Source organism: Acidimangrovimonas sediminis (assembly GCF_002871005.1).
In the GTDB taxonomy this organism is placed as follows: Bacteria; Pseudomonadota; Alphaproteobacteria; order Rhodobacterales; family Rhodobacteraceae; genus Acidimangrovimonas; species Acidimangrovimonas sediminis.
Genome location: NZ_PHSN01000021.1, coordinates 47,380 through 70,485 on the forward strand (window position 1 = coordinate 47,380; position 23,106 = coordinate 70,485).

The 23,106-nt window shown below is 68.0% G+C and carries 23 protein-coding genes; 10 read left to right on the plus strand and 13 right to left on the minus strand.

The genetic code is table 11. The features are described from left to right. The first annotated feature begins 58 nt into the window (after positions 1–58). A complete protein-coding gene (locus CVV76_RS18445) occupies positions 59–670 on the plus strand; it encodes a 2-hydroxychromene-2-carboxylate isomerase (RefSeq protein WP_102226162.1) in 612 nt (203 codons plus the stop codon). Next, positions 667–1,536: an alpha/beta fold hydrolase gene (locus CVV76_RS18450; protein ID WP_233193018.1), complete on the plus strand. Its 870-nt coding sequence runs from the start codon at positions 667–669 to the stop codon at positions 1,534–1,536. Before CVV76_RS18445 ends, CVV76_RS18450 begins: the two co-directional genes overlap by 4 nt. A gap of 63 nt (positions 1,537–1,599) precedes the next feature. Here the strand turns inward: CVV76_RS18450 and CVV76_RS18455 are convergent, their stop codons facing one another. From CVV76_RS18455 to CVV76_RS18505, 11 genes are all read right to left on the minus strand, one after another. After that, entirely contained in the window at positions 1,600–2,643 is a 1,044-nt protein-coding gene (locus CVV76_RS18455) for a threonine aldolase family protein (RefSeq protein ID WP_102226163.1), read from the minus strand. Next, positions 2,643–3,134, minus strand: coding sequence for a YcgN family cysteine cluster protein (locus tag CVV76_RS18460; RefSeq protein WP_102226164.1), 492 nt, complete (start codon positions 3,132–3,134; stop codon positions 2,643–2,645). The genes CVV76_RS18455 and CVV76_RS18460 overlap by 1 nt, the downstream gene beginning before the upstream one ends. 232 nt (positions 3,135–3,366) lie before the next feature. Further along, on the minus strand, positions 3,367–4,542 hold the full coding sequence (gene doeA, locus CVV76_RS18465; protein ID WP_102226165.1) for an ectoine hydrolase DoeA: 1,176 nt from the start codon (positions 4,540–4,542) through the stop codon (positions 3,367–3,369). A 188-nt stretch (positions 4,543–4,730) separates the two neighbouring features. Continuing rightward, a complete protein-coding gene (locus CVV76_RS18470) occupies positions 4,731–5,678 on the minus strand; it encodes a phosphoribosylaminoimidazolesuccinocarboxamide synthase (RefSeq protein WP_102226166.1) in 948 nt (315 codons plus the stop codon). A gap of 198 nt (positions 5,679–5,876) precedes the next feature. Continuing rightward, positions 5,877–7,124 carry an MFS transporter gene (locus CVV76_RS18475; RefSeq protein WP_102226167.1) on the minus strand — a complete coding sequence of 416 codons (1,248 nt, stop codon included), beginning with the start codon at positions 7,122–7,124 and terminating at the stop codon, positions 5,877–5,879. Next, positions 7,125–8,291 (minus strand): TFIIB-type zinc finger domain-containing protein, encoded by a 1,167-nt coding sequence (locus CVV76_RS18480; protein WP_102226168.1) that lies wholly within the window; start codon positions 8,289–8,291, stop codon positions 7,125–7,127. A 141-nt stretch (positions 8,292–8,432) separates the two neighbouring features. Then, positions 8,433–9,578 (minus strand): SPFH domain-containing protein, encoded by a 1,146-nt coding sequence (locus CVV76_RS18485; RefSeq protein WP_102226169.1) that lies wholly within the window; start codon positions 9,576–9,578, stop codon positions 8,433–8,435. Positions 9,579–9,635: 57 nt separating this feature from the next. Further along, positions 9,636–10,496, minus strand: coding sequence for a DUF2927 domain-containing protein (locus CVV76_RS18490; RefSeq protein WP_146010330.1), 861 nt, complete (start codon positions 10,494–10,496; stop codon positions 9,636–9,638). Between the two features lie 97 nt (positions 10,497–10,593). Continuing rightward, positions 10,594–11,790 carry a toxic anion resistance protein gene (locus tag CVV76_RS18495; RefSeq protein ID WP_102226171.1) on the minus strand — a complete coding sequence of 399 codons (1,197 nt, stop codon included), beginning with the start codon at positions 11,788–11,790 and terminating at the stop codon, positions 10,594–10,596. 45 nt (positions 11,791–11,835) lie between these two features. Continuing rightward, a complete protein-coding gene (locus CVV76_RS18500; protein ID WP_102226172.1) occupies positions 11,836–12,735 on the minus strand; it encodes a 5-bromo-4-chloroindolyl phosphate hydrolysis family protein in 900 nt (299 codons plus the stop codon). Positions 12,736–12,949: 214 nt separating this feature from the next. After that, the gene (locus CVV76_RS18505) at positions 12,950–14,032 is read right to left on the minus strand and encodes a pseudouridine synthase (RefSeq protein WP_102226173.1); all 1,083 of its coding nucleotides are present in this window, start codon (positions 14,030–14,032) and stop codon (positions 12,950–12,952) included. A 76-nt stretch (positions 14,033–14,108) separates the two neighbouring features. Between CVV76_RS18505 and CVV76_RS18510 the strand changes: the two genes are divergently transcribed. Together CVV76_RS18510 and CVV76_RS18515 are read left to right on the plus strand one after the other, a co-directional pair. Next, a complete protein-coding gene (locus CVV76_RS18510; RefSeq protein WP_102226174.1) occupies positions 14,109–14,567 on the plus strand; it encodes a nucleoside deaminase in 459 nt (152 codons plus the stop codon). Between the two features lie 189 nt (positions 14,568–14,756). After that, positions 14,757–15,152, plus strand: a complete 396-nt coding sequence (locus CVV76_RS18515; RefSeq protein WP_102226175.1) for a DUF3775 domain-containing protein — start codon at positions 14,757–14,759, stop codon at positions 15,150–15,152. An 83-nt stretch (positions 15,153–15,235) separates the two neighbouring features. Here CVV76_RS18515 and CVV76_RS18520 read toward each other — a convergent pair whose 3' ends face one another. Beyond that, positions 15,236–15,664, minus strand: coding sequence for an organic hydroperoxide resistance protein (locus CVV76_RS18520; protein ID WP_102226176.1), 429 nt, complete (start codon positions 15,662–15,664; stop codon positions 15,236–15,238). 107 nt (positions 15,665–15,771) lie between these two features. Between CVV76_RS18520 and CVV76_RS18525 the strand changes: the two genes are divergently transcribed. Then, a complete protein-coding gene (locus CVV76_RS18525; protein ID WP_199178647.1) occupies positions 15,772–16,239 on the plus strand; it encodes a MarR family winged helix-turn-helix transcriptional regulator in 468 nt (155 codons plus the stop codon). A gap of 788 nt (positions 16,240–17,027) precedes the next feature. Here CVV76_RS18525 and CVV76_RS18530 read toward each other — a convergent pair. After that, positions 17,028–17,243 (minus strand): DUF1127 domain-containing protein, encoded by a 216-nt coding sequence (locus tag CVV76_RS18530; RefSeq protein WP_102226178.1) that lies wholly within the window; start codon positions 17,241–17,243, stop codon positions 17,028–17,030. A gap of 273 nt (positions 17,244–17,516) precedes the next feature. Between CVV76_RS18530 and CVV76_RS18535 the strand changes: the two genes are divergently transcribed. The 5 genes from CVV76_RS18535 to CVV76_RS18555 all read left to right on the plus strand — a co-directional run bounded on the left by CVV76_RS18535 (position 17,517) and on the right by CVV76_RS18555 (position 23,102). Beyond that, positions 17,517–18,620 carry an Mrp/NBP35 family ATP-binding protein gene (locus CVV76_RS18535; RefSeq protein WP_102226179.1) on the plus strand — a complete coding sequence of 368 codons (1,104 nt, stop codon included), beginning with the start codon at positions 17,517–17,519 and terminating at the stop codon, positions 18,618–18,620. 777 nt (positions 18,621–19,397) lie between these two features. After that, positions 19,398–19,904, plus strand: coding sequence for a division/cell wall cluster transcriptional repressor MraZ (locus CVV76_RS18540; RefSeq protein ID WP_102226180.1), 507 nt, complete (start codon positions 19,398–19,400; stop codon positions 19,902–19,904). Then, positions 19,904–20,944, plus strand: a complete 1,041-nt coding sequence (gene rsmH / locus CVV76_RS18545; RefSeq protein ID WP_102226181.1) for a 16S rRNA (cytosine(1402)-N(4))-methyltransferase RsmH — start codon at positions 19,904–19,906, stop codon at positions 20,942–20,944. The genes CVV76_RS18540 and rsmH overlap by 1 nt, the downstream gene beginning before the upstream one ends. Beyond that, complete coding sequence (ftsL, locus tag CVV76_RS18550; protein WP_199178648.1) at positions 20,941–21,324, plus strand: cell division protein FtsL; 384 nt, start codon at positions 20,941–20,943, stop codon at positions 21,322–21,324. The genes rsmH and ftsL overlap by 4 nt, the downstream gene beginning before the upstream one ends. After that, positions 21,321–23,102, plus strand: a complete 1,782-nt coding sequence (locus tag CVV76_RS18555) for a peptidoglycan D,D-transpeptidase FtsI family protein (protein WP_102226182.1) — start codon at positions 21,321–21,323, stop codon at positions 23,100–23,102. The genes ftsL and CVV76_RS18555 overlap by 4 nt, the downstream gene beginning before the upstream one ends. Positions 23,103–23,106 lie beyond the last annotated feature (4 nt).

Sequence of the window (23,106 nt, forward strand, 5' to 3'; positions counted from 1 at the left end):
CGCTTACCACCCGGCTACCGTCTTGCAAACCGCATCGGGGACAGGGAGGGGCGCCGAAATGGCCCATATCGACTACTTTTTTGCAACCGTGTCACCATTCACATACCTCGCGGGCCAACGGCTCGAGGAGATCGCGAAACGGCACGGCGCGACCATCACCTACATGCCGGTCGACGTGCTGGCGCTGTTTACCCGCACGGGCGGCGTCGCGCCCAAGGAACGGCACGAAAGCCGCCTTGCCTACCGCGCGCAAGAGCTTCGCCGCCAGGCCCGCAAGGCCGGTCTGCCAATCAACCTGCGGCCCGCGTTCTTTCCGGTGAATGCCGCGCCCTCATCCTACGCCTGCATCGCAGCGCAGGCCGAGGTGGCCAAGGGCGGGCCAGGCAACCTTGGCGCGCTGGTGCACGGCTTTACCCGCGCGGTCTGGGCCGAGGAACGCGACGTCTCGGACGATGCGGTGATCCGCGACGTGCTCAAGGGCGCGGGCTTCGATCCGGGGCTTGCCGACAAGGGCCTGCTTCTGGGCGCCGAGACCTACCCGAGGAACCTTGAGGAAGCGGTGAAGCGCGGTGTCTTCGGCGCGCCGTTCTACATCACCGACGGTGACGAGCGGTTCTGGGGACAGGACCGGCTCGACGATCTCGATGCGCATCTCGCGGGCACGTTGTGACCGTGGCTGGTGGGCGGCCCCCCGCGACCGACCAGATCGCCGATGCCCAACCCGCCGACGTGGCGCCCGCCGATCCGGTCTGGGTGCGCCGCCTGGGGCGGCCGGCGGGGCAGGACGCGCGCGCGGCCCTGATGGTGCATTGCTCGCTTGCGCATTCCGGCGAATGGCGCGGCGTGGCCGAGCGTCTGGGCGACCGTCTCGCGATCACGGCCTTCGACCTGCCGGGGCACGGTCGCGCCCCGGATCACGACCCGGCCCGCGACATTGGCGACGAGGCGGTGGCGATGGGCCTGCCGCTTCTGGAGGCGGCCGAGGGCCAGGTCGACCTGATCGGCCATTCCTTCGGCGGCACGATCGCCCTGCGCCTCGCGATCGAGGCGCCCGGGAAGGTGCGCAGCCTCACCCTGATCGAACCCACGCTGTTCGCTGCCGCCCGCGCCGCCGGCCTGGTCGACGACCCCTCGCACGAGGACGAGATGCGCCCGCTCGAGGCGCTGATCGCCGCGGGCGATGCCGAGGGCGCGGCGCGGCGCTTCACCGGGCAATGGGGCACCGGCCCGGACTGGTCCGCCCAGCCCGAGGCACAGCGCGCCTACATCACCGAAAGGGTCGGGCTGATCGTGCAGTCTGAACCCGTGCTCTGGCACGACAGCGGCCGGATCCTGCCGCGGATCGGCGCCGTGACCTGCCCGGTGCTCCTGATGCAGGGGGCGGATTCGCCGCCCATCATCGGGGCGATCCTGACCGCGCTGGAACGCCTGGTGCCCGACACGCGCCGCGTCTCTGTGCCCGGCGCGCGCCATATGCTTCCCGTCACCCACCCGGCCGAAGTCTCGGCCGCGCTGGCAGGGTTCCTTGGGCTCTGAGGGTCTGGCCAACGGGGCGGGCCCGAGAGGCCCGCGCCCGCCCGTAGGCTCCCCTCGGCCGGGTCAGCCCCGCGCCAGGGCGAGGAACCGGTCGACCTCTTCGTCGGTGGTGCTCCACGACGTGACGAACCGCGCCTCGACCGCCTCCTCCGCCGGGCCGTCTTCGGGACCGTTCAGGAAATAGGCCGCCCCCTCGGCCCGCGCCCGGGCGTGGGCCGCACGCGGCATAGAGGCGAACATCAGGTTCGCCGGCGGTTCGTGGGTAAAGCTTGCCCCCTGCACGGTGCGCAGCCCCTCGGCCAGACGCTGGCCCGCGGCATTGGCCTGCCGCGCCAGCCGCATCCACAGGCCGTCCTCGAGATAGGCCTGCATCTGCGCCGAAAGATAGCGGTGCTTCGAAAAGAGATGCCCGCCGCGCTTGCGCCGAAGCTCGAATTCCCAGGCCCTGGACGGATCGAACAGCACCACCGCCTCGACCCCCATCAGCCCGTTCTTCGTGCCGCCGAAAGACAACACGTCGACCCCGGCGCGCCAGGTCATCTCGGCCGGGGTGGCATTGGTGGCAACCAGGGCGTTGGCAAAGCGCGCCCCGTCGAGATGCACGGGCAGGCCGGCCTCCCGGGCAACCCCGGCAAGCGCCGCGATCTCTGCCACCGAGTAGGCGGTGCCGGCCTCGGTCAGGTTGGTCAGGCTCAGCATGCCGGGCTGGACGTTGTGCACACCCGTCGGCGTCGCCCGCCCGATCGCCGCGGCCAGGGCCTCGGGCGAGATCTTGCCGTCCGGCCCGTCGACGCAAACCAGCTTGGCGCCGTTCGTGAAGAATTCCGGGGCGCCGCATTCGTCGACGTTGATATGCGCCTCGGGCTGGCAATAGACGGCGCCCCAGGGCGGGCAGAAGGCGGCCAGCGACAGCGCGTTCGCCGTGGTGCCGGTGGCGACCAGGTAGACCGCGGCCTCAGGCGCCTCGAACAGCTCGCGGATCTGCGCACGCACCTCGTCCATGATCGGGTCGGCGCCGTAGGAAGACGCGTAGCCCTCGTTCGCGCGCGCCAGGGCCGCCATCACCTGGGGCGGCACGGGTGAGGTGTTGTCAGAGGCGAAATACATCACAGGTCTCCTTCGACGATGTAGTCTTCCCAGTCGTCCTCCGGCACCTCGAATTCGGGCACGGTCCAGCCCTGAACCGATTCCCCTGCGCGGTGCACGCTGTCGGGGTCGCCCGAGATCAGCGGATGCCAGTCATAGAGCGACTTGCCTTCGTGCAGGAGCCGATAGGCACAGGTGCGCGGCATCCAGTAGGCGATCTCGCCGATGTTGCCGGGGGTGAGGACGACGCATTCGGGAACGATGGTCTTGCGGATCTCGTAATTGCCGCAGCGGCAGGTCTCGTCGTCGAGCAGCCGGCAGCCGATACGGGTGAAAACCACCTCGCCGGTGTCGGGATCCTCGAGCTTGTTGAGACAGCACTTGCCGCAGCCGTCACAAAGCGCCTCCCACTCCTTCGGCGCCATGTTTCGCAGCGGCACACGCTCCCAGAACCGGGGGCGCAGGCCCTCGCGTGGAATCGGATCTTTCGGGGGATGGGGGCGTCGCGTCATGGGCCGGGACATTGGCGCAGGATGGCAGGGAAGGAAAGGGGGGCGCTGCCCCCCTTCGACCCCCCGGGATATTTTCACTCAGAAGAAGAGGCGGGCTCGCTTTCTTCTGAGTGGAAATATCCCACGGGGGTGCGGGGGTGTGAAACCCCCGCGGATGCGGTGGGTGCGGGGGTGTGAAACCCCCGCGTCCGGGGAGGACGAGGAGGGGCCGGAGGCCCTGAGGAGGCGCGCCTCAGCCCTTCACGACAAGCTCGCGCGGCACGTCGGCGAGGCATTCTGCCCCGGTCTCGGTGATCAGGATGCTTTCCGTCATCTCGAACCCCATGTCGGCAAGCCACAGGCTGGTCATGAAGTGGAAGGTCATGCCGGGCACGAGCTCGGTCCGGTCGCCGCGGCGCAGGCTCATGGTGCGCTCGCCCCAATCGGGCGGGTAGGAGAGGCCGATGGAATAGCCCGCCCGGCTGTCCTTGTCGAAGCCGTGCTTGTTCAGCGTGTCGAAGAAGGCGATCGCGATGTCCTCGCAGGTCCCGCCGGGCCTTGCCGCCGAAAGCCCGGCCTCCATGCCTTCCTCGACCGCGCGTTCGGCGGCGATGAAGGCGGGCGTGGGATCGCCGAGGAACAGCGTGCGCGACAGCGGGCAATGGTAGCGCCGGTAGACCCCTGCGATCTCGAAGAACGTGCCTTCGCCCATCTGCAGCGTGCGTTCGTCCCAGGTCAGGTGCGGCGCTGCCGCCTCGCGCCCCGAGGGCAGCATCGGCACGATCGCCGGGTAGTCGCCGCCGATCCCCGGCACGCCGCGCAGGGATGCATCGTAGATCTCGGCCACCAGGTCGCATTTGCGCAGCCCCGGCACCGCCACCTCGCGGATCCGGGCATGCATCGCCTCGACGATCCGCGCGGCCTGGCGCATATGGGCGATCTCGGCCTCGGATTTCACCGCGCGCTGCCAGTTCACGAGGCCGGTGCAATCGGTGAAGGGGGCATCTGGCAAGTGCCGCGAGAGACTGGCGAAGGCGGCCGCGGTGAACCAGTAATTGTCCATCTCCACGCCGATCCGCGCGGTGCCGAAGCCGCGGTCCTTCAGCCGGGCCGAAAGCACGTCCATCGGGTGGCGCTCAGTCGACTGGACGTAGATGTCGTCGTAGGGGAGCAGGTTTTCCTCGGCCAGCCAGGCGGTCAGCCTTGCCCCTTCGGCGTCCATGGCGCGGCCGAACCACAGGGGGTCGCCCGAGGGCGGGACCACGACGCATTGGTGGACGTAGAAGGACCAGCCGTCATAGCCGGTCAGCCAGTGCATGTTCGACGGATCGGTGACGATCAGGAGGTCGATACCGGCGCGTTCCATGGCGGCACGCGTTCGGGCGAGGCGCGCGTCGTACTCGGCGCGCGAGAAGGGAGGCAGAGACATGTGGGGTACCCAGACGGAGGGAATGGACCCGGCCAGCCTCGCCTCAGCCGGTGTCCCTGTTCTGTCCTGTCAGCGACGCCTGCGCATGCATTCGCGTCTCCTGTGCACAGGTTGATCGGTGCCGGTGGCCGGGACAGGGAGTGGAGCCCACGGGAGCGGCAGACGGGGCGGCGGTCGCCGCCGCGTCCTCAGCCCGGGAAGTAGGGGGCGAGGTTGGCGCGCACGCGGTCAAGCGTCGTCGCACCGCTTTCGTCCGGGGTGAAGGTCTGGCCGGTGATCGCCTCGTAGGCATCGATGTAGACGCGGGAGGTCTTCTCGATCATCTCGGCCGGGATCTCGGGGATCGGGTCGGTGTAGGGGTCGCAGCGCTCGGCCACCCAGGCGCGGATGAAATCCTTGTCGAAGCTGGGCGGGCGGCTGCCGGTCTCGAACGCTTCCTGGTAGCCGTCGGCCAGCCAGTAGCGGCTGCTGTCGGGCGTGTGGATCTCGTCCGCCAGCAGGATCTTTCCGTCCGCATCGGTGCCGAATTCGTATTTCGTATCGCACAGGATCAGCCCGCGTTCGGCGGCCAGCTGCTGGCCGCGCGCGAAGAGGTCGAGCGCATGGGCCGAGACCTCGTCCCACTGCGCCTGGGTCAGGAGGCCCTCCTCGACGATCTGCAGGGCGGTCAGCGGTTCGTCATGGCCGCCGTCGAAGGCCTTCGACGTGGGGGTGATGATCGGGTGCGGCAGCGCCTGGTTGTCGCGCAGGCCCTCGGGCAGGGTATGGCCGTACATCTCGCGCTCGCCCCGCTTGTAGCGCGGCAGGATCGAGGTGCCGGTGGTGCCGGCAAGGTAGCCGCGCACGATCACCTCGACCGGCAGGATGTCCAGCCGCTTGCCGACCACGACGTTCGGATCGGGATAGGCGAGCACGTGGTTGGGGCAGATGTCGGCGGTTTCCTCGAACCAGTAGCGCGCGGTCTGGGTCAGCACCTGACCCTTCCACGGGATGCAGGCGAGGATCCGGTCGAAGGCGCTGATCCGGTCCGACGAGATGATGATCCGGGTCCCGTCCGGCAGATCGTAATTGTCGCGCACCTTGCCGAAATACGGGTTCGGAAGCTCGGGGATCTCGGCCTTTTCGAGGATGCGCATGGGGGACCCTTTCCTTTGCCTCCGCTATCGGATGCGCGCGGGAGGGAGTCAAGGCGCGGTTGGCAAGGGGCGAACGCAGCCTGCGGGGCGGGCTGATCGTGGAGTGGGCTGATCGCGGGGCGGCCAGATCGTGGGGTGGGGCAGGGTGGAGAGATCGGGGCCTGCGTATTTGGCGAACAATGAAAGCAGGGCGGGCCGTCAGGGGATTGCGGCCGTGGCCTCGACCCGGGCGCGGGCGGCTGTGAGGGCGAGCGTCGCGATCACCGCGAGGCCCGCGATCACGTAGCCGGTCAGCACGAGGCGGATCTCGGTATAGGGCATGGCGCCCACGCCGCTGGCCGAAGTCGAGGCAAGCCAGAGCGAGGCGGCGAAGGCGATCCTGCCCGCAAAGCTTTCGAGCGAGAAATAGGTGGCGCGGCTGTCGCGGTCGAGAAGCGGCTGGAGGCGGGCCACCCGGAACGGGCGGGACAGGGCGACGGGCACCATCCTGAGCATCAGCAGGCAGATCGCCCAGGGGCCGTTGGTCAGCGCCATCACCGCGCAGAGTGCGATCTGAAGGCCGAAGGACAGCAGCAGGATGCCGGGCAGGCCGAGGCCGCGCCGAAGCCCCGGGGCGAAGGCCGACACCCCCAGAGACACCGCCATCATCGCCGCCGAGACCGCGCCCGAGACGCCCGGCGCCTGCGCGCCGAGGCCCAGCCCGTCCAGCGCCGACAGGATGAAGGGCTGGCCGAAGACAAAGGGCACGTGGCTGAAGGCATACATCGCCACGGCCAGCGCGAAGAGCCAACGTACCACCGGCTGGCGGAAGGCCTGGCGGAGGCCGCCGGGGTGCAGGATCTCGGCGCCCTCGGGCAGGCCGGGGTGGCGGCGGGGCGGTTCGGCGAAGCGCCAGGCGACGAGGGTGGCCGCGCCGAAGGTCAGGATGCCGCCCGCGAAGGGCAGCGCAGGGCCTACCATCGCCATCAGGCCGCCCGTGAGCGCCGCCAGCGCATAGGCCGCGAAGGAGAAGCGCCAGGCGCGGATCTCCTGGCGCTCCACCTCGGCGCTGCGGCCCTCGGCCTCGAGGGATTCGTAGAGCAGGGCCGAGTCGGTACCGGAGGCGAAGGCGGCGCTTGCCCCGATCAGGCATTGCCCCAGTGCGATCATCGCGAAACCGTCGCCGAGGTAGAGGAAGGCCGCGCCCAGGGCGCCGCAGCCCGCCGAGAGGATCAGCGTGACCCGCCGCCCCAGCCGGTCCGAGGCATAGCCCGAAGGCACCTCGAGCAATGTCGTGGCCACGTCGTAGATCGCGTAGAGCAGCACCGCCTCGGCCGCCGAGAGGTGCGACTGGAAGTAGAGAAACCACACCGCCTGCCAGAAGTTCAGGCTCATCAGCGCCTTGAACCAGGGATAGAGGGCGATGTTGCGGGCTGGCGGCGTGAGGGTTGGCGGCGCGGCGGTCATCTATCGGTTTTGCGTGACGATCACGAAGATGCCAAGCGCGATCAGCGCCAGCAGCACCGCGAAGGCGATCTTCCAGGCCGACCAGGGGCGTTCGCCGCGCACCCGCCCGGTCTGGCCGTTGACGACGAAGCGGTAGGTCTTGCCGCGGTACTTGTAGGCCGCCATCCATATGGGCAGCAGCACGTGCTTGAAGGTCTCGTCCGAGGTTTCGGTGTCCATCGAGGCGATCATCTGCTCGTCACCGCCGATGTCGGCGCGCACGTCGCCCTCGATCACCGGTTGCATCTTCTGCTGCGCGATGCCGAAACCGTCGCGCAGGCCGACGGTGTAGCCCTCGGCCCGGAAGCCCGCGAGGTAATCGGGGCTGTAGGCGGTCAGGGTGCCCAGATCCCAGGGTTCCAGCGCGTCGACATAGTCGCGGGGCAGGCCGGTCGAGGCCATCACGAGGACATCGTCGAAGCGCCGCCCCACGGTGCCCGCCGCCGGGTACCAGGCGATGCGGCGGACCTGGCGGGTCTGCATCTCGTCGCGGCCGTTCACGTTCACGACGACGGTTTCGGTCTCGTAATAGGCCTCTCCGCGCTGGCCGGTATACTCGGTTCGGGTGGTGGCGTCGTAGGTCCAGTAGGGGACGTAGATGCCGTTCATCGCGCGGCCCTTGCGGGCATAGTCGACCAGGCCGTTCGGCGCGAACCACAGGCGCCCCAGCCAGGCGGTCATCGCCTCGCGCGCCTGGGTCTGGTCGAGCTGGAACGGCACGACCGCCTGCGGCTTGATCTGGCGATGCGCGCCGGTGTCGGTGACGATGGGGGTGGCGCAGAACGGGCATTCGGCGGCATGGACCGCCGGGTCGAAATCGAACGAGGCGCCGCAGGAGGGGCAGGTTACGGTGCGCCGCTCCTCCATCTGCGAGGGCGGCAGGGCATTGGCCAGCGCGGCGCGGTAATCCTGTTCGTTCAATGCGGACTGGCGCGCCTCGTGGGCCGCGCGGGTCGAGGGCACACGGGTGAGGCTTTGCGGCGGCTTGGGCCCGCCCGCAGAGAGGCCCCCGGGGGCGGCGGGTTCCTCGTGGCCGCAATGATCGCAATGGAGCATGCCCCTCGCGGGGTCGAAGCGAAGCTCGGCGCCGCATTGCGGGCAGGGGGTGTGGTGCTGGGCGTCGGTCATGCGGGGAGGTCCGGGGAATTTGCGGAGCGCGCGATGCGCGCGCGCCTTTTCATGCGATGGGGGGCCGTCTGCCCCCCATGCCCCCCGAGGATATTTCCGCTCAGAAGAAATGGGGCGGCGTCAGCCGGCGGGGGGGCGCTGTCAGCCTGCGGGGGGCGGCGGAGGCGGCGGGGGGGGCGCGATGGTGAAGAGCTGGCCCAGTTCGGCGATCTCGCCGGCCTTGATCCAGCCGTCCTGGCCCGGGGTCCAGACCAGCGTGTCGCGGGTCAGCGCGCCATCCTGCACCATGCGCCCGAGGTGGCCGCGGCCGTAAGGGCCATGGGTCGCGCCGTTTTCGGCGATGTGCCAGACCTTTTCGACCGGCGGCGGAGGAGGCGGGGGCGGAGCGGCGGTTTGCGGCGCTTGCTGGGGGGCCTGCTGGGGGGCGGCGCCCCAGGGGCCCTGGTGCGCCATCTGCGCGGCCATGCCCATGCCCATCCCGGCACCGAGGCCCGCGGCCATCTGCGAGCCGGGGGTGGAGGCCGCGGTCGTCATAGCCTCGGCTGCGGAATACTGGGTGTACTTGTTCAGGTCGCCCACGATCCCGATGGAGGTGCGCTTGTCGAGGGCCTTTTCCACCTCGGGCGGGAGCGAGATGTTCTCGATGTAGAATTCGGGCAGTTCGAGGCCGTAATTCGCTACCGTGGGCGCGATCGCATTGGCGATCAGCTTGCCCAGGTCGAGAGTGTTCGCCGCCATGTCGAGGACCGCCACGTTCGACGCGGCGATCACGCGCGAGAACTCCTGCACGATGATGTTTCGGATCTGGTAGGCGATCTCGTCCGAGGTGAATTCGCCGTCGGTTCCCACGATCTCGGTCATGAACCTGGCCGGGTCCTTGATCCGCATCGTGTAGGTGCCGTAGGCGCGCAGGCGCACCGGGCCGAATTCCGGGTCGCGGCAGATGATCGGGTTCTTGGTGCCCCATTTCTGGTCGTTGAAGCGGGTGGTCGAGAGGAAATAGACCTCGGCCTTGAACGGCGACTGGAAGCCGTGGTCCCAGTGCTGGAGCGTGGTCATCACCGGCATGTTGTTGGTCTCGAGCATGTAGAGACCGGGGGTGAAGACGTCGGCCAGCTGGCCCTCGTTGATGAAGACCGCCGATTGCCCCTCGCGCACCGTCAGCTTGGCGCCGTACTTGATCGCGTGGCCCTCGCGTTCGAACCGCCAGACCATGGTGTCGCGGGTGTCGTCGGTCCAGGCGATGACGTCGATGAACTCGCCCTTGAGGAAGTCGAAGATGGCCATGTGTCTCTCCCTTTGAAGGCTGGGGCGTTGAGGGTGGCGGCGCCGAGGGCCACCGTATCAGGTATCGCCCGGCATCAGCTGGGCGGCAAGGCGTCGGACGATCGGGGTTGCCTCGGTGGGCGTCATCCCGATCGAGAGGCGCGGGTCGTAGAGCATCTTCAGCATCAGCTCGTCCTGGGTGGTGAGCAATGCGAATTCCTCGTCATCGTTGAAGATCGAGGGGCGCGCCTTGGGCCAGTCGTTGGCGAGGCCGAGGCCCTGAGCCAGCTCCTCGTGGTAGCACAGCAGGCGCAGCGCGTCGGGATGTTCGCCCCGGATCACCGCGACCGCCCTTTCATAGACGGCGGAATCGCCCTTGGAGAAGGCGAAGACGAGGCAATAGGTGGTGCGCGGCATGTCGGTGATCGTGCGCACCGCCTCGGGGGTGATGCCGGGGACGTGGCGTTCGAGGAAGGGGCCGAAGCCGCGACGCTCATCCTCGTTCAGGACGTAGATGTCGAAGTTCGACGCCCCGGTGGTGAGCGCGACCGGATGGCCCGAGACCCGGCCGAGGCGGGCGGCATAGGCGCCCACGTCGCGGCGGTCCTTGATCCGCTCCGTCTCGGGGATGGTCGGGCCGAAGTGGAGCTTCATCCGCACCGGCGCGACCCAGCGGCGCAGGCGCGAGGGCGTCTGGCGCGCCACCATCTGGCCGTTCTTCTCGGTCGCGTATTCGTCGTAGAGCGCGATGTGGATGAAGTTGGTCGCGAGGTCGGCGGCGGTATAGGGCGCGTCGGCCGGCGTGGTCGGCGCGCCGTCGGTCCGCATCAGCCCCTCGGACTTCAGCTTGTCCTGCACATAGGCGAAGTAGCGGTGCGCCGCGCGGCTTTCGGCCGAGGGGGCGGGGTGGTTGAACTTGGCCGGGCGTTCGGGCGGCACGGGGACGGGCCTGACGAAGGCGTTGCACCCGGCCAGAAGGCCGAGTGCCAGGACCCCGCCAAGCGGGCGCAGGGGAGGCGCCGCCCGCACCTGCGCCTTACCGCGGCACTGCGGTGCCGGCGTTGTCGCCGACACCGTCCGCGCGCGCCTTGGCCGAGGCCAGCGTGTCGCGCAGGTCGTGCTCCATCTTCACCAGCTCCTCTTCGGCGGCGGCGCGTTTCTTCTTCCCGTCGTCGGCGATCTGGAGGCTTTCGTTGATCGTGGCGATCAGCGTGTCGTTGGCTTCCTTCACCTTCTCGATGTCGAAGACGCCGCGCTCCATCTCGGTGCGGACGACCTTGTTGGCCTCCTGCAGGTTCTTGGCGTTGGCAGTCAGCAACTCGTTCGTCAGATCGTTCGCCGCGCGCACCGATTCCGCCGCCTCGCGCGAGCGCTGGATCGTCACCGCCTGCGCCAGCTGGGTTTCCCACAGCGGTACGGTGTTCACGAGGGTGGAGTTGATCTTGGTCACCAGCGACTTGTCGTTTTCCTGCACCAGCCGGATCGAGGGCAGCGACTGCATCGTCACCTGCCGCGTGAGCTTCAGGTCGTGCACCCGACGTTCCAGATCGTCGCGCGCGGCGCGAAGGTCGCGCAACTCCTGCGCGCGGATCACCTGGTCGTCCTCGGGGGCGGCCTTCACCTCGGCCTCCTTGGCGGGAATCGTGGTCTCGTCCAATTCCTTGAGCTTTTCCTCGCCCGCCGAGATGTAGAGCGCGAGTTCCTCGTAGAAGGTCAGCGTCTTGGCATAGAGCTGGTCGAGCGACTTGATGTCGATCAGGAGCTTGTGCTGATGCTGGTCGAGATCCTCGGTCACGCGGTCGATCTGGCCCTGCACCTCTTCGTAGCGGGCCACGAACTGGGCGAAGGGGGCGGCGCGGCCGGTGAGTTTTTCCCACCATGACCGCTTGCGCCGGACGTCGAGTTCATTGACCGAGAAGCCGCGGATCGTGGTGACGATCTGGCGCAGGCTGTCGCCCGCCGGGCCCACGTCCTTGTTGCGCACGCCCGACAGCATGGACTGGCTGATCACCTGCAACTCGCCCTGCGCGTTCGAGCCGAAGGAGATGATCGACTGGGTATTGGCCATGTCGATCTCGGACATCCGCTTGCGGATTTCCTCGGCCACCGGGGTGGGGGCGTCGGACAGCTTCGTCACCTCGGCCGCCTCGGTGGGGGCTGGCAGGACCTGTTTGCTGACCGCCTCGACCTCGGCAAGCGTGGCCTGGGCCTTGGCGCGAACATCCTCGGTCATCGTGAATTCCTTTCCCTCGCTGGGTCTATCGCCGGTTGGAATGGGTCAGACGGATGAGACGCCCTCGCGCTGAAGCCGTTCGCGCAGCACGTCGATCTGAACGTCCAGATCGCTGCGGTCGTCGGCCAGGAGCTTTTGCGTCTGGGCGGTGAAATTGGCCTCGAGATCGTCGAGGAGTGCCACGTAATCCTTGCGGGGGCCAGCATCATGGCCCCGCGCGTAGAGATCGGCAAAGCGCACCGTCGCGTCGCGCATCCCCATGAGGTAGACGCCCAGGTACTTGCGCGATGCGGTCAGGTCGCGCGGGTCGTCCTCGATCGTTCGGAACATCTTGCGGGCGGTCGCAAGGAAGGTATCGACCCTGGTCACCAGCTGGCGGTCCTGCGTGCGCAGGATCGCGTCGTGGATGGCGGCAAGGTATTTCTCGGCCTCCTCGACGGCGCGGGCGACGCGGTCGGTCTGGAAGCTGTCGATCCCCTCCATCCCCTTGTCGCGCATGGGGTCCGGGCCGAAGGCGCCGAAGTGCAGGACGGCGCCCAGCACCGCGAAGACCACAGGCGCCACGATGCCGCCGGGGGCCACGAACCCCGCGAGGCCCAGCCCTGCGCCCATCAGGACCGAGCCGAAGATCTTGCGCGGAATCGCCGGGCGGCGGGCGACCTTGCGCGCTTCGTAGGCTTCCTCGGCCAGGAGCCCCTCACGCGTGAGCCAGGCGGAGAGAAGCATCAGCCCCAGTGCGCAGAGGTCGAGGGCAAGGCCGACAGGGCCCTGCCCGAAGGCCTTGATCCCGATCAGCAGCGGGACGAGGAACAGGAAATTCACCCGCGCTCCGGCCCGCGTCGGGCGCTTGCCGTGAAAGGCGTTGGGCTTCGGGGTGGCGCTGCTCTGGTCCATCCCGGGGGGCGGGCCGCCGGGGCTGTACTTGCCACCATACCGCTGGGCCATCAGACACCCCCCGCGAAGGCGGCGTAGACGATGAGCGCCAGCAACAGGAAATACGACAGTTTCTGTAGGCCTGTTCCGGACATCCTGCCCCCAGCGAGCGTCACCCAGGGCGCGTGCCGCGCCCGTTACGAGTATAGGAGATGGGGGCGGCTTTCGCCAGACGCAAGCGCCCGCCGCGCCTGACAGATTCGCCAGCCGCGGGCAGGAAGGCGGGTCAGCTGTCGCGGCGCGTGCGGATCACCCGGCGCGCGCCGGGCTTCGGCCCGCCCTTCGAATTGCCGCCCTTCGGTCCGCCTTTCGGCCCGTCCTTCGGGCCGGCATCCTTGCCATCGCCATGCCCGCCACGACCGGACGATGCCGCCATCGGCGTCACCCCGGACATGGTCGCAGCTTTGCCGCCCGTCTTGAAGCTGGCCTTGAAACCAGCCTTGAGACCTTCCTTCGGCCCTGCTTTGGGGTCCGATTTCGGAACCGGCCTGCCCGGGCCCTTGCCGCGCGGCCGGGCCTTGGCGGTGCCGGTCGGTTCGGGCTTGTCATGGTCGAGGCCCAACTGGTCGCGCAGCACCTTGGCACGCACCTCCTCGACCGCGCCAGGGGCCAGTTCCCCCAGCCGGAACGGGCCGTAGGAGATCCGGATCAGCCGGTTCACGGTCAGGCCCACAGCCTCCATCGCGCGGCGGATCTCGCGGTTCTTGCCCTCGCGCAGACCGACCGTCAGCCAGGCGTTCGACCCCTGCTGACGATCCAGCGTCACGTCCATGCCCTGGAACCGCTCGCCCTCGATCTCCATGCCCTTGCGCAGCGGGGCGAGCATGGCATCGTCCGGTGCGCCCTTGACCCGGACACGGTACTTGCGCAGCCAGCCGGTCGAGGGCAGTTCAAGCCGGCGCTTGATCTCGCCGTCGTTGGTCAGCAGCAGGAGGCCTTCGGAATTGAGGTCGAGCCGCCCGATCGACATCACCCGGGGCATATCCTCGGGCAGGGCGTCGAACACGGTCCGCCGCCCTTTCTCGTCCTTGGCCGAGGTCACCAGCCCCTCGGGCTTGTGGTAGAGCCACAGCCGCGGCGGTTCGGCCGCCGCAAGGGGGGTGCCGTCGACGGTGATGCGGTCGCGGTCGGTCACGTTCAGCGCCGGGCTGTCGATCACCTTGCCGTTCACCGAGACACGGCCTTGGGCCACCATCTCCTCGGCGCCACGGCGCGAGGCGAGGCCCGCGCGGGCGATGACCTTGGCGATGCGGTCGCCGGCCCGGCCCTGGGGCGGTGTCTTGTCGGAGGGAGGGGTGTCTGTGCTCATGCAAAGCCTTCTACCGCCGTTCGCGCCCGGGCGAAAGCGCCTTGCCAGCGTGGCGGCGCGCGGGCAGAGAGAGCCGATGACGCGTTTCACCAGCCATATGGACAGGGCCCTCGCCGAGGCCCGCGCCGCCGCCCGCCGGGGCGAGGTGCCGGTGGGCGCGGTAATCGTGGCACCCGACGGCCGGGTCGTGGCGCAGGCCGGCAACCGCACGCGCGAGCTTGCCGATCCAACGGCGCATGCCGAGATACTGGCCCTGCGCGCGGCCTGTGCCGCCATGGGGTCGGAACGCCTGCCGGGGCACGCGCTCTACGTCACGCTGGAACCCTGCCCGATGTGTGCCGCGGCGATCGGCCAGGCCAGGATCGCGCGCCTCTACTATGGCGCCGCCGACCCGAAATCCGGCGGAGTGGCGCAGGGCCCGCGGGTCTTTGCCCACCCGCAAAGCCACCATGTTCCCGAGGTTTACGACGGGATCGCCGCCGCAGAGGCTGCGGCCCTTCTGCGTGAATTCTTCGCCAGCCGCCGAGACGCCTGACAACCGGCGCGCCCGTTCCCGTTCCTTGGCGCCCGTTCCTTGGTACCCGTTCCATGATGCCCGTGCCCCAGATGCCGGCATGAACCGGGGCCTGCGTGAAATTCCCTTCCATTCCGAGGCGATCCGAGGAACCCCGGGGCGGATCCCGCGTTCGCCCCCGGATTGCTGTCGACCGCGAAGGAGGATGCCATGGCCGAGTTGCCGTTCGACGACGAGGAAATCGAGGAGCTGGTCCTGCGGTTCAACGCGGTGATGGCCAAGGAAGACGCCGACATCGACGACCCGGGCGGGAACCCGACCGACGACGAGGGTCCGGACGTGCTTCAGGACAGCGCGGGCGAGATGACCGAGGACGAACTGATCGCCGAGATCGAAGGCATGAACGAGGAGCAGCAGCACGCGCTGGTGGCCCTGTTCTGGATCGGGCGCGAGGATGGCGATCCCGAGGAGTGGGACGAGCTGATGGAGCAGGCGGCGGAGCGCGAGGATGCCTCGGTCTCGTCCTACCTGCTCGGTCAGCCGATGGTCAGCGAGTATCTCGAGGCCGGTCTCGAGCGGATGCGCGAGGCAGGCGAGCTGGACTGACGGGGCGCGCGCCTCCTCGGGCGCCCCTCGGCGCCTCGTCGTGGCTACGACGGGGCAGCTGGGGGCCGGGGAGGCGCCGCGGGTCAGAGCACGACGATCTCGACGTCGATATTGCCCTTGGTCGCGTTCGAATAGGGGCAGATGAAGTCGCCGCGCTCGGCGATCTTCTCGGCCGTGGCGCGGTCGGTGCCCGGCATCTTCACCTCAAGCTTCACCTTCAGGCCGAAGCCGCCGTCGCTACGCGGCCCGATGCCGACATGGGCGTTGACGGTGGTGTCGGCCGGCACGGTGCCCAGCTTCTCGCTCTGCGCGGCGAAGCGCATCGCGCCGAGATAGCATGCGGCATAGCCGAGCGCGAACAGCTCCTCGGGATTGTGCCCCTTGCCGGCACCGCCAAGTTCCTGCGGCGGGTTCATCGTGACGGTCAGCATTCCCGAGGTCAGTCGCGACAGGCCGTCACGGCCGCCGCCGCTGGCTTGGGCCTCGGTCCAGTACTTGGGGTCGATGGACATCTCCGTTTCCCTTCGCATGCGATTGTATCGTGTGCGATTTAATTAGGTCGAGGCGGGCAGTGTGTCAATCGCTTGCCAGTCTATCGCGTGCGATTTATTATCGTGCCATGACCCTCGCACCGCACGACATGATCTGTTTCGCCCTCTATTCGGCCGCGCATGCGATGCAGCAGGCCTATCGTCCCTATCTGGATGAGTTGGGGCTGACCTATCCGCAGTACCTTGTGATGAGCGCGCTCTGGTCGGGCGCGGCGGAGGGGTGGGACCGGGGGGCGGAGCAAGACCCCGAGCATGCGCCGTCCCTGGGGGACATCGCGCGCGAGGTGCAGCTTGAATCGAGCACGCTTACGCCGCTGGTGAAGCGGCTTGAGGCGGCGGGGCTGGTCACGCGCCGCCGGGACGCCCGGGATGAGCGGCAGGTCCGCATTCACCTTACCGCCGCGGGGCGGGAGATGCGGGCCCGCGCCGCGCATATCCCGGCCTGCATCGCCGAGAAGGCCGGGATGGAAATCGGCGAACTCGTGCGCTTGCGCGACGAGGTGAACACGCTCCGCGACCGGATGAAGGCGGGCTGACCGGGGACGGCCCCGTGGGCCGCTTCTCTTTCTGACATCGCAGTGTCGCGGGCTAGGTTCGGGGTGTCGGGCCAGCGACCGATCGGCCCGGACCCTGCGGCAGGGCGCCGATGCGGCGGCCCGCGCGCTGGGGGCGGCTCCAAACATGACATTCTCATGCCTGGCCGGCATCGAACGGCTGTCATCGAACGCGGCTCGCGGGGTTTCCCGGCGGGCGTTTCTGTCTGTGGGAAACAAAAATGGCGGCGGTGCCAGGGAGGAGGAGAGGCACCGCCGCCGAATACGATCGGCCCAGGGAGGAGGAGAGGGCCTTTCGCAATGGCTCGGACCCGCAGGTCCGGTATGGGGTGCGGCCGCGCCAGGGAGGAGGAGAGGCGCCGCCGCTGATACGAATGGCCCAGGGAGGAGGAGAGGGCCTTCCGTAACTTGGTGGATCCCGCGTCTTCGCGCGAAACCCGATATGGGGTGCGGCCGCGCCAGGGAGGAGGAGAGGCGCCGCCGCTGATACGATCGGCCCAGGGAGGAGGAAGGGCCTTCCGTAACCTGGTGGATCCCGCGTCGTGGGGCGGAACCCGGTATCTGGGTGCGGCGGCGCCAGGGAGGAGGAGAGGCGCCGCCGCTGATACGATCGGCCCAGGGAGGAGGAAGGGCCTTTCGTAACTGGGTGGAGCGGGCGCCTTGCGGCGCGGGCTCCGGGAAGAAAAGGCGGCGACACCAGGGAGGAGGAGAGGTGTCGCCGCGAGATTTGGAAGGCTCAGGGAGGAGGAGAGAGCCTTCCTAGGAACCTCTTAGACCTTGTTCGCCGCTTCGAGGGCGATCCGCTTGATCATCGAACGGTGCAGGCCGAGGTCCGCCAGATCGCGGTCGCTCAGGGCGCGCAGTTCGTTCATCGTGGTCTTGTAGATCCGGCGACGCTCCATCGCGGCACCGAACTGGGATTTCAGGTGGGCCAAACGCCCGTTATGGGCACCGGCGGAAGCATGGGTCGCGCTCAGGGTAGCCATGGTTTCTTCTTTCGTCTTGCTTGCAGCGTCATTGCTCGTCTTCGTTGAACTCAATTTAGCGAAATGCTGCGGCTGCACAATGCCCCAAGTCGGAAATGCTGCCATGCGGCAATTGCATAACTCGTACTGACCTTTTCTGGACCTCAAATCGGGGGTCTGGCACAAAAAGGCGACAGTTTTTGTACGGAACCTGTGTCCCCGCCCTTGTCCTCGGCGCGATTCGAGAAGAGGTATGCGCCTGACTGCATGCGTAGCACAGGAGAGGAGGCCCCCATGGCCGCGACCCGCGAAGCCGTGCTCGAGGCGCTCAAGGCGCTGTCATTCCCGGATGGAAGCAATGTCATCTCGCGCGATCTGGTGCGCGCGTTGACCGTCGAGGGAGATCACGTCCGATTCGTCATCGAGGCACCCAGCCCCGAGGCCGCCAAGGCCATGGAGAAGTTGCGCGCGATCGCCGAGGAGACGGTGGCGCAGCTGCCCGGCGTGTCCCGGGTGACGGCGGCGCTGACCGCGCCGACCCGACAGGCGGGGCAGGGCGCTGCTCCGTCGGGCGACCAGGGCCAGCAGCCGCCGCGGCTGAAGATCGGCGGGCACCCGACACCGCAGCAGGGTGGGCCGCAGAAGGTGGCGGGCGTCGACCGGATACTGGTGGTCGCCTCGGGCAAGGGCGGTGTGGGCAAGTCGACCGTCTCGGCCAACCTGGCCGTCGCGCTGGCGCGGCAAGGGCGGCGCGTCGGCCTTCTGGACGCCGATATATACGGCCCCTCGCAGCCGCGGATGATGGGCGTGGATGCCCGCCCGGAATCTCCGGACGGGGAAACCATCGTGCCGCTGAAGGCGCATGGCGTGACGATGATGTCCATCGGCCTGATGGTGCCGCCGGAAACCGCGCTGGTGTGGCGCGGGCCGATGCTGATGGGGGCATTGCAGCAGTTGCTCAACAAGGTGCAGTGGGGCGAGCTTGACGTGCTGATCGTCGATCTGCCGCCCGGCACGGGCGACGTGCAGCTGACTCTGGGCCAGCGCACGGTCATGACCGGCGCCCTGGTGGTGTCGACGCCGCAGGACGTGGCGCTTCTGGATGCGCGCAAGGCGATCGACATGTTCGACAAGCTGAAGACGCCGATTCTCGGGATGATCGAGAACATGTCCACCTACGTCTGCCCGAACTGCGGGCATGAGGAGCATCTCTTCGGTCATGGCGGCGTGGCGGCCGAGGCGGAAAAGCTGGGCGTGCCGCTGCTGGGCGAGCTGCCGCTGGACCTGTCGGTGCGGCTGGCGGGTGATTCGGGGACGCCTGTGGCTGCGGGCGAGGGAGCGGCGGCAGAGGCCTACATGAAGATCGCGAAGCGCCTGGTCGACGAGGGCAAGGCTTAGCACAAGGCTTGAGGCGGGGCCTCGCGCCCGTTCCATCCCATCCCGTCCCGTGAGATCCGCGCCCGGCTGTCCCGACGGCCGGGCGCTTCTGTGTCCTGCACCTGGGATTGCATGGTACTCGCCCCCGGGACGGCATGGGACAGGATGGTCTGTGCATGGTGCGTGGCGGGGATTTTCCCGTGTGACCCGAATCACTGCGGCGTGAATGCCTGTGTTTTATGGCAATTCCTATGGGAAGACAGAATCGACACTCTTTGGAACTGGATTGCAAACTGTGTCGTTTTGGTCATAGCGCCCCAAAGCGTGGGAATTTGCCCCACCCGGTGGGGTAAGCCTCTTCAGCGCAATATGTTGTGTCTGTGGCGACATCCTTGTCTATCACTTCGATTTGGTTGGGTTGACTTGGGTCGACACTTGCTTCTCGTTCGACGATTCTCTGCAATTTTCGCGGTTCGGTCCGCGTTTCTCCATTGAGTTCCATGAATTCCCGTGGCATCCCTGTATCCACGATGAGACGGCCAAGAGATGGGGCGACCAAAGACCCCGAACAAGGCAAAAAGCAGGTTCATACAGGCAGCCGCTTTCATCGAACTGAAGAGATCCGGCGCGCGAGCGAGCAGACATCCCCCCAGGTGGCATGCGTAGCTGGACAAACCCAGAGATGGGACGAGGGCGGCGGATCGGGCAGTGGCAGCAGCCCGACCGCCGTTTTCCGTTCCGGGGGCCGAAAGCCCGCTGGGTCCGGGCAAGGGACTTTGATGAAAGGGCGCGATCAAGGTGGCGCGCAAATTCGTAGGCAGATTCGAGCAGAAGGTGGACGGCAAGGGCCGTGTTTCCATCCCCGCCTCGTTTCGCCGCGTCATCGAGACCTCCGATCCCGCCTGGACCGCCGGCGCCCGCCCCACGCTGAACATCGCCTATGGTGAAGAGGGGCGCCCCTACCTCGAAGGGTATTCGGTCGAGGGTCTTTCCGAGATGCATGACCAGATCGACGATCTGACCCCCGGGTCGGTCGAGCGCGAGGTGATGGAAGATCTCTACTATTCCTGCGTTCAGGAATTCTCGGTCGACGACGACGGCCGTATCGTCCTGTCGAAGGACCTGCGCGACATGATCGGCATCGACGGCGAGGCGCTGTTCCTGGCCAAGGGCAACCGGTTCGAGATCTGGTCGCCCGCCGCCCACAAGGAAATGCGCGCCAACCGCACTCGCGACTTCCTGGCCAGCCAGGGCGAGGGCTTCAATCCTCACGCCCTGCTTGCCGCTGCGAAGGGGCAGGGGTGATGTCGGGGGCCGCGCCCTCTGCCCCGCACGTTCCGGTTCTTCTGCGTCCGTTGCTTGCTGCCGTCGCCCCCGTATCGGGCCACTGGATCGACGGCACGCTGGGGGCGGGCGGCTATACCCGCGGGCTGCTGGAGGCGGGGGCGCATCGCGTGACCGGGATCGACCGCGATCCGCTGGCCTTGCAGATGGCGGCGGAGTGGGGCGCGCCCTATGGCGAAAGGCTGATCCTGCGCCATGGCACCTTCTCCGACATGGATGACCTGGCGGGCGAGCCGGTGGACGGCGTTGTGCTGGACCTCGGCGTCTCGTCGATGCAGCTCGACCAGGCCGAGCGCGGGTTTTCCTTCCTGCGCGACGGCCCCCTCGACATGCGGATGAGCCAGGAGGGGCCGAGCGCAGCCGACCTGGTGGCCGATGCCCCGGAAGCGGAGCTGGCCGACATCCTGTTCCATTACGGGGAGGAGCGCGCCTCGCGCCGGATCGCCCGCGCGATCGTCAAGGCGCGCGAGGTGGAGCCGATCACCACCACGCTGCAACTGGTTGGTATCGTTGAAAAATGCCTGCCTCGTCCGAAGCCGGGGCAAAGCCACCCGGCGACCCGCTCCTTCCAGGCGATCCGGATCGCGGTGAACGCGGAATTCGATCAGCTGGTCGACGGGCTGGAGGCCGCCGAGCGTGCACTGAAGCCGGGCGGAAAGCTGGCGGTGGTCACCTTCCATTCGCTCGAGGATCGGGTGGTCAAGCGCTTCCTGCAGATGCGGGCCAGCCAGACCGGAAACGCCAACCGTTACGCGCCGCAGGCCGAGGAGGACGCGCCGCGTTTCACGCTGACCCTGCGCAAGGCGGTGGGGCCGGACGACGAGGAACTGGCGGAAAACCCCCGTGCGCGCTCGGCCAAGCTGCGCGTCGCGGAACGGACTGATAAGCCGGCGTCGCCGGTTGATCGCACGCGGCTGGGGCTGCCGGGCTACGGCGTCCTCGGGGCAGGGGATAGGGACGGCGGGAAACGCGCCGGCGGGGCAAGGAAACGGGGACGATGAAGAACCTTCTTTACATTCTCACCTCCCTCGCCGTGATGGCGCTGGTGTTCTGGGCCTACCGCGAGAACTACGGCACCCAGCACGCGCTGAAGAAGGTGACGGCGCTCCAGCACGAGATTGCCGGGCTGAAGGAGAACCTCGGCATGCAGCGTGCCGAATGGGCCTATCTCAACCGCCCGGCGCGGCTGCGCGAACTGGCGCTTCTGAACTTCGAACGGCTAAAGCTGGTGCCGATGGCGCCCGAACAGTTCGGCGACGTCAGCCAGATCCCCTATCCGACACCCGGCGAATACGACGACAAGGGCGCCGACGGCGTGAAGACCGCATCCGCCGATAGCAAGACCACCGATCTGAACGACAAGGACGGGCAGAACCCATGACCCGCACCCCCCTCCGCCCGCTCGCCCGCATCCTCCAGGCCCGCGCCAAGGGGGAGAATCCCGACGTCATCGAGCGCGAGAACATCCGCCAGCGGCACGAGCAGATGCGCGACCGCCAGCGCCACCTCGCCGAGGGGCGCCTTCTGGTGCTGGGGGCCTTCTTTTTCGTGGCCTTCATTGCCGTGGGGTTGCGGATGGGGATGATTTCGGCCTCGGACCCGACCGAGCCGCGCGCCAGCGGGTCGGCGGACAGCCAGATCCTCAATCAGCGCGCCGACATCGTCGACCGCGACGGCAACATCCTCGCCACCAACATGGCGACCTATTCGCTCTATGCCCAGCCGCAGCAGATGATCAACCCGGTGGCGGTGGCCAAGGACCTCAAGAAGATCTTCCCGGATCTGGATCTTGCCCGGATGGAACGCCAGTTCACCGGCAAGCGCACCTTCGTGTGGATTCGCAAGACCCTCTCGCCCGAGCAGATGCAGGAGGTGCACGACATCGGCGATCCGGGCCTCCTGTTCGGCCCGCGCGAGATGCGGCTCTATCCCAACGGCCACCTCGCCTCGCACATCCTCGGCGGCGTGCGTTTCGGCCGCGAGGGCGTCGATTCGGCGGAACTCGTCGGCGTCGGCGGGATCGAGAAGGTCTATGACAACTGGCTGCGCGACCCGGCGAATGGCGGCAAGCCGCTGGTGCTGTCGCTCGACCTGACGGCCGAGGCAACGGTGCGCGAGGTCCTCAAGGCCGGGATGGACATGCTGCATGCCAAGGGGGCGGCGGCGGTCCTGATGAACGTCCACACGGGCGAGATCGTGTCGATGGTGTCGCTGCCCGACTTCGACCCGAACGAGCGACCGACCCCGAAGCCGACCAAGGACCCCGGCGATTCGCCGCTGTTCAACCGCGCGGTGCAGGGGGTGTACGAGCTCGGCTCGACCTTCAAGCTCTTCGTGCTGGCGCAGGCGCTGCAGATGGGCCTCGTCACCCCCGATACCGTGATCGACACCAAGCCGTTCCGCCTGGGCGGCTTCCTGATCCACGATTTCCACAATTACGGCAGCCAGATGACGGTGACCAAGATCCTCGTCGAAAGCTCCAACATCGGGGCCGCGCGAATGGCCCAGATGATCGGCCCCGAGAAGCAGGAGGCCTTCCTGCGCACGCTCGGGCTGCTCAACACGACCGGCGTGCAGCTGGTCGAGGCCGAGGGCGCCAAGCCGATCCTGCCGCCGAAATGGACCGATGTCGCCTCCTCCACCATCGCCTATGGCCATGGCCTGGCCGTCAGCCCGCTGCATCTTGCGACGGCCTATGCCTCGATCCTGAACGGCGGGATGCGGATCTATCCGACGCTGATCAAGACCGACCACCCGAAGGTCGGGCCGCGCGTCGTGTCCGAGAAGGTCTCGGCCACCGCGCGGGCGATCCTGCGGCAGGTGGTGACCCAGGGCACCGCGTCCATGGGGAACGTCAAGGGCTACGACATAGCGGGCAAGACGGGTACCGCCGACAAGCCCGATCCGCAGGGCGGCTATTACAAGAACAAGGTCGTCTCGTCCTTCGCCAGCGTGTTCCCGGCCCGCGATCCGAAATACGTCCTCGTGGTGACGCTGGACGAACCCTCGGACGGTACCGGCAAGGATGCCAAGCGCACGGCCGGCTGGACGGCGGTGCCGGTCGCGGCCGAGATCGTGCGCCGTGTCGCGCCGCTTCTGGGCATGCGGCCGCAAGTTGAAACCGCCTCGCTCAATGGCGTAAAGCTCGCTCAGAACTGACGGC

Excerpts from the sequence above, each read along its gene's own strand:
- CVV76_RS18460 (WP_102226164.1), bottom strand. The coding sequence starts at position 3,134 with ATGACGCGACGCCCCCATCCCCCGAAAGATCCGATTCCACGCGAGGGC.
- CVV76_RS18470 (WP_102226166.1), bottom strand. The coding sequence starts at position 5,678 with ATGCGCATCCTCGAAAAGGCCGAGATCCCCGAGCTTCCGAACCCGTAT.
- CVV76_RS18485 (WP_102226169.1), bottom strand. The coding sequence starts at position 9,578 with ATGGCCATCTTCGACTTCCTCAAGGGCGAGTTCATCGACGTCATCGCC.
- CVV76_RS18555 (WP_102226182.1), top strand. The coding sequence starts at position 21,321 with ATGACCCGCACCCCCCTCCGCCCGCTCGCCCGCATCCTCCAGGCCCGC.
- CVV76_RS18445 (WP_102226162.1), top strand. The coding sequence starts at position 59 with ATGGCCCATATCGACTACTTTTTTGCAACCGTGTCACCATTCACATAC.
- ftsL (WP_199178648.1), top strand. The coding sequence starts at position 20,941 with ATGAAGAACCTTCTTTACATTCTCACCTCCCTCGCCGTGATGGCGCTG.
- CVV76_RS18520 (WP_102226176.1), bottom strand. The coding sequence starts at position 15,664 with ATGTCCATCGACCCCAAGTACTGGACCGAGGCCCAAGCCAGCGGCGGC.
- CVV76_RS18505 (WP_102226173.1), bottom strand. The coding sequence starts at position 14,032 with ATGAGCACAGACACCCCTCCCTCCGACAAGACACCGCCCCAGGGCCGG.
- rsmH (WP_102226181.1), top strand. The coding sequence starts at position 19,904 with ATGTCGGGGGCCGCGCCCTCTGCCCCGCACGTTCCGGTTCTTCTGCGT.
- CVV76_RS18515 (WP_102226175.1), top strand. The coding sequence starts at position 14,757 with ATGGCCGAGTTGCCGTTCGACGACGAGGAAATCGAGGAGCTGGTCCTG.
- doeA (WP_102226165.1), bottom strand. The coding sequence starts at position 4,542 with ATGTCTCTGCCTCCCTTCTCGCGCGCCGAGTACGACGCGCGCCTCGCC.
- CVV76_RS18495 (WP_102226171.1), bottom strand. The coding sequence starts at position 11,790 with ATGACCGAGGATGTTCGCGCCAAGGCCCAGGCCACGCTTGCCGAGGTC.
- CVV76_RS18500 (WP_102226172.1), bottom strand. The coding sequence starts at position 12,735 with ATGGCCCAGCGGTATGGTGGCAAGTACAGCCCCGGCGGCCCGCCCCCC.
- CVV76_RS18530 (WP_102226178.1), bottom strand. The coding sequence starts at position 17,243 with ATGGCTACCCTGAGCGCGACCCATGCTTCCGCCGGTGCCCATAACGGG.
- CVV76_RS18535 (WP_102226179.1), top strand. The coding sequence starts at position 17,517 with ATGGCCGCGACCCGCGAAGCCGTGCTCGAGGCGCTCAAGGCGCTGTCA.
- CVV76_RS18525 (WP_199178647.1), top strand. The coding sequence starts at position 15,772 with ATGACCCTCGCACCGCACGACATGATCTGTTTCGCCCTCTATTCGGCC.
- CVV76_RS18455 (WP_102226163.1), bottom strand. The coding sequence starts at position 2,643 with ATGTATTTCGCCTCTGACAACACCTCACCCGTGCCGCCCCAGGTGATG.
- CVV76_RS18510 (WP_102226174.1), top strand. The coding sequence starts at position 14,109 with ATGACGCGTTTCACCAGCCATATGGACAGGGCCCTCGCCGAGGCCCGC.
- CVV76_RS18480 (WP_102226168.1), bottom strand. The coding sequence starts at position 8,291 with ATGACCGACGCCCAGCACCACACCCCCTGCCCGCAATGCGGCGCCGAG.
- CVV76_RS18475 (WP_102226167.1), bottom strand. The coding sequence starts at position 7,124 with ATGACCGCCGCGCCGCCAACCCTCACGCCGCCAGCCCGCAACATCGCC.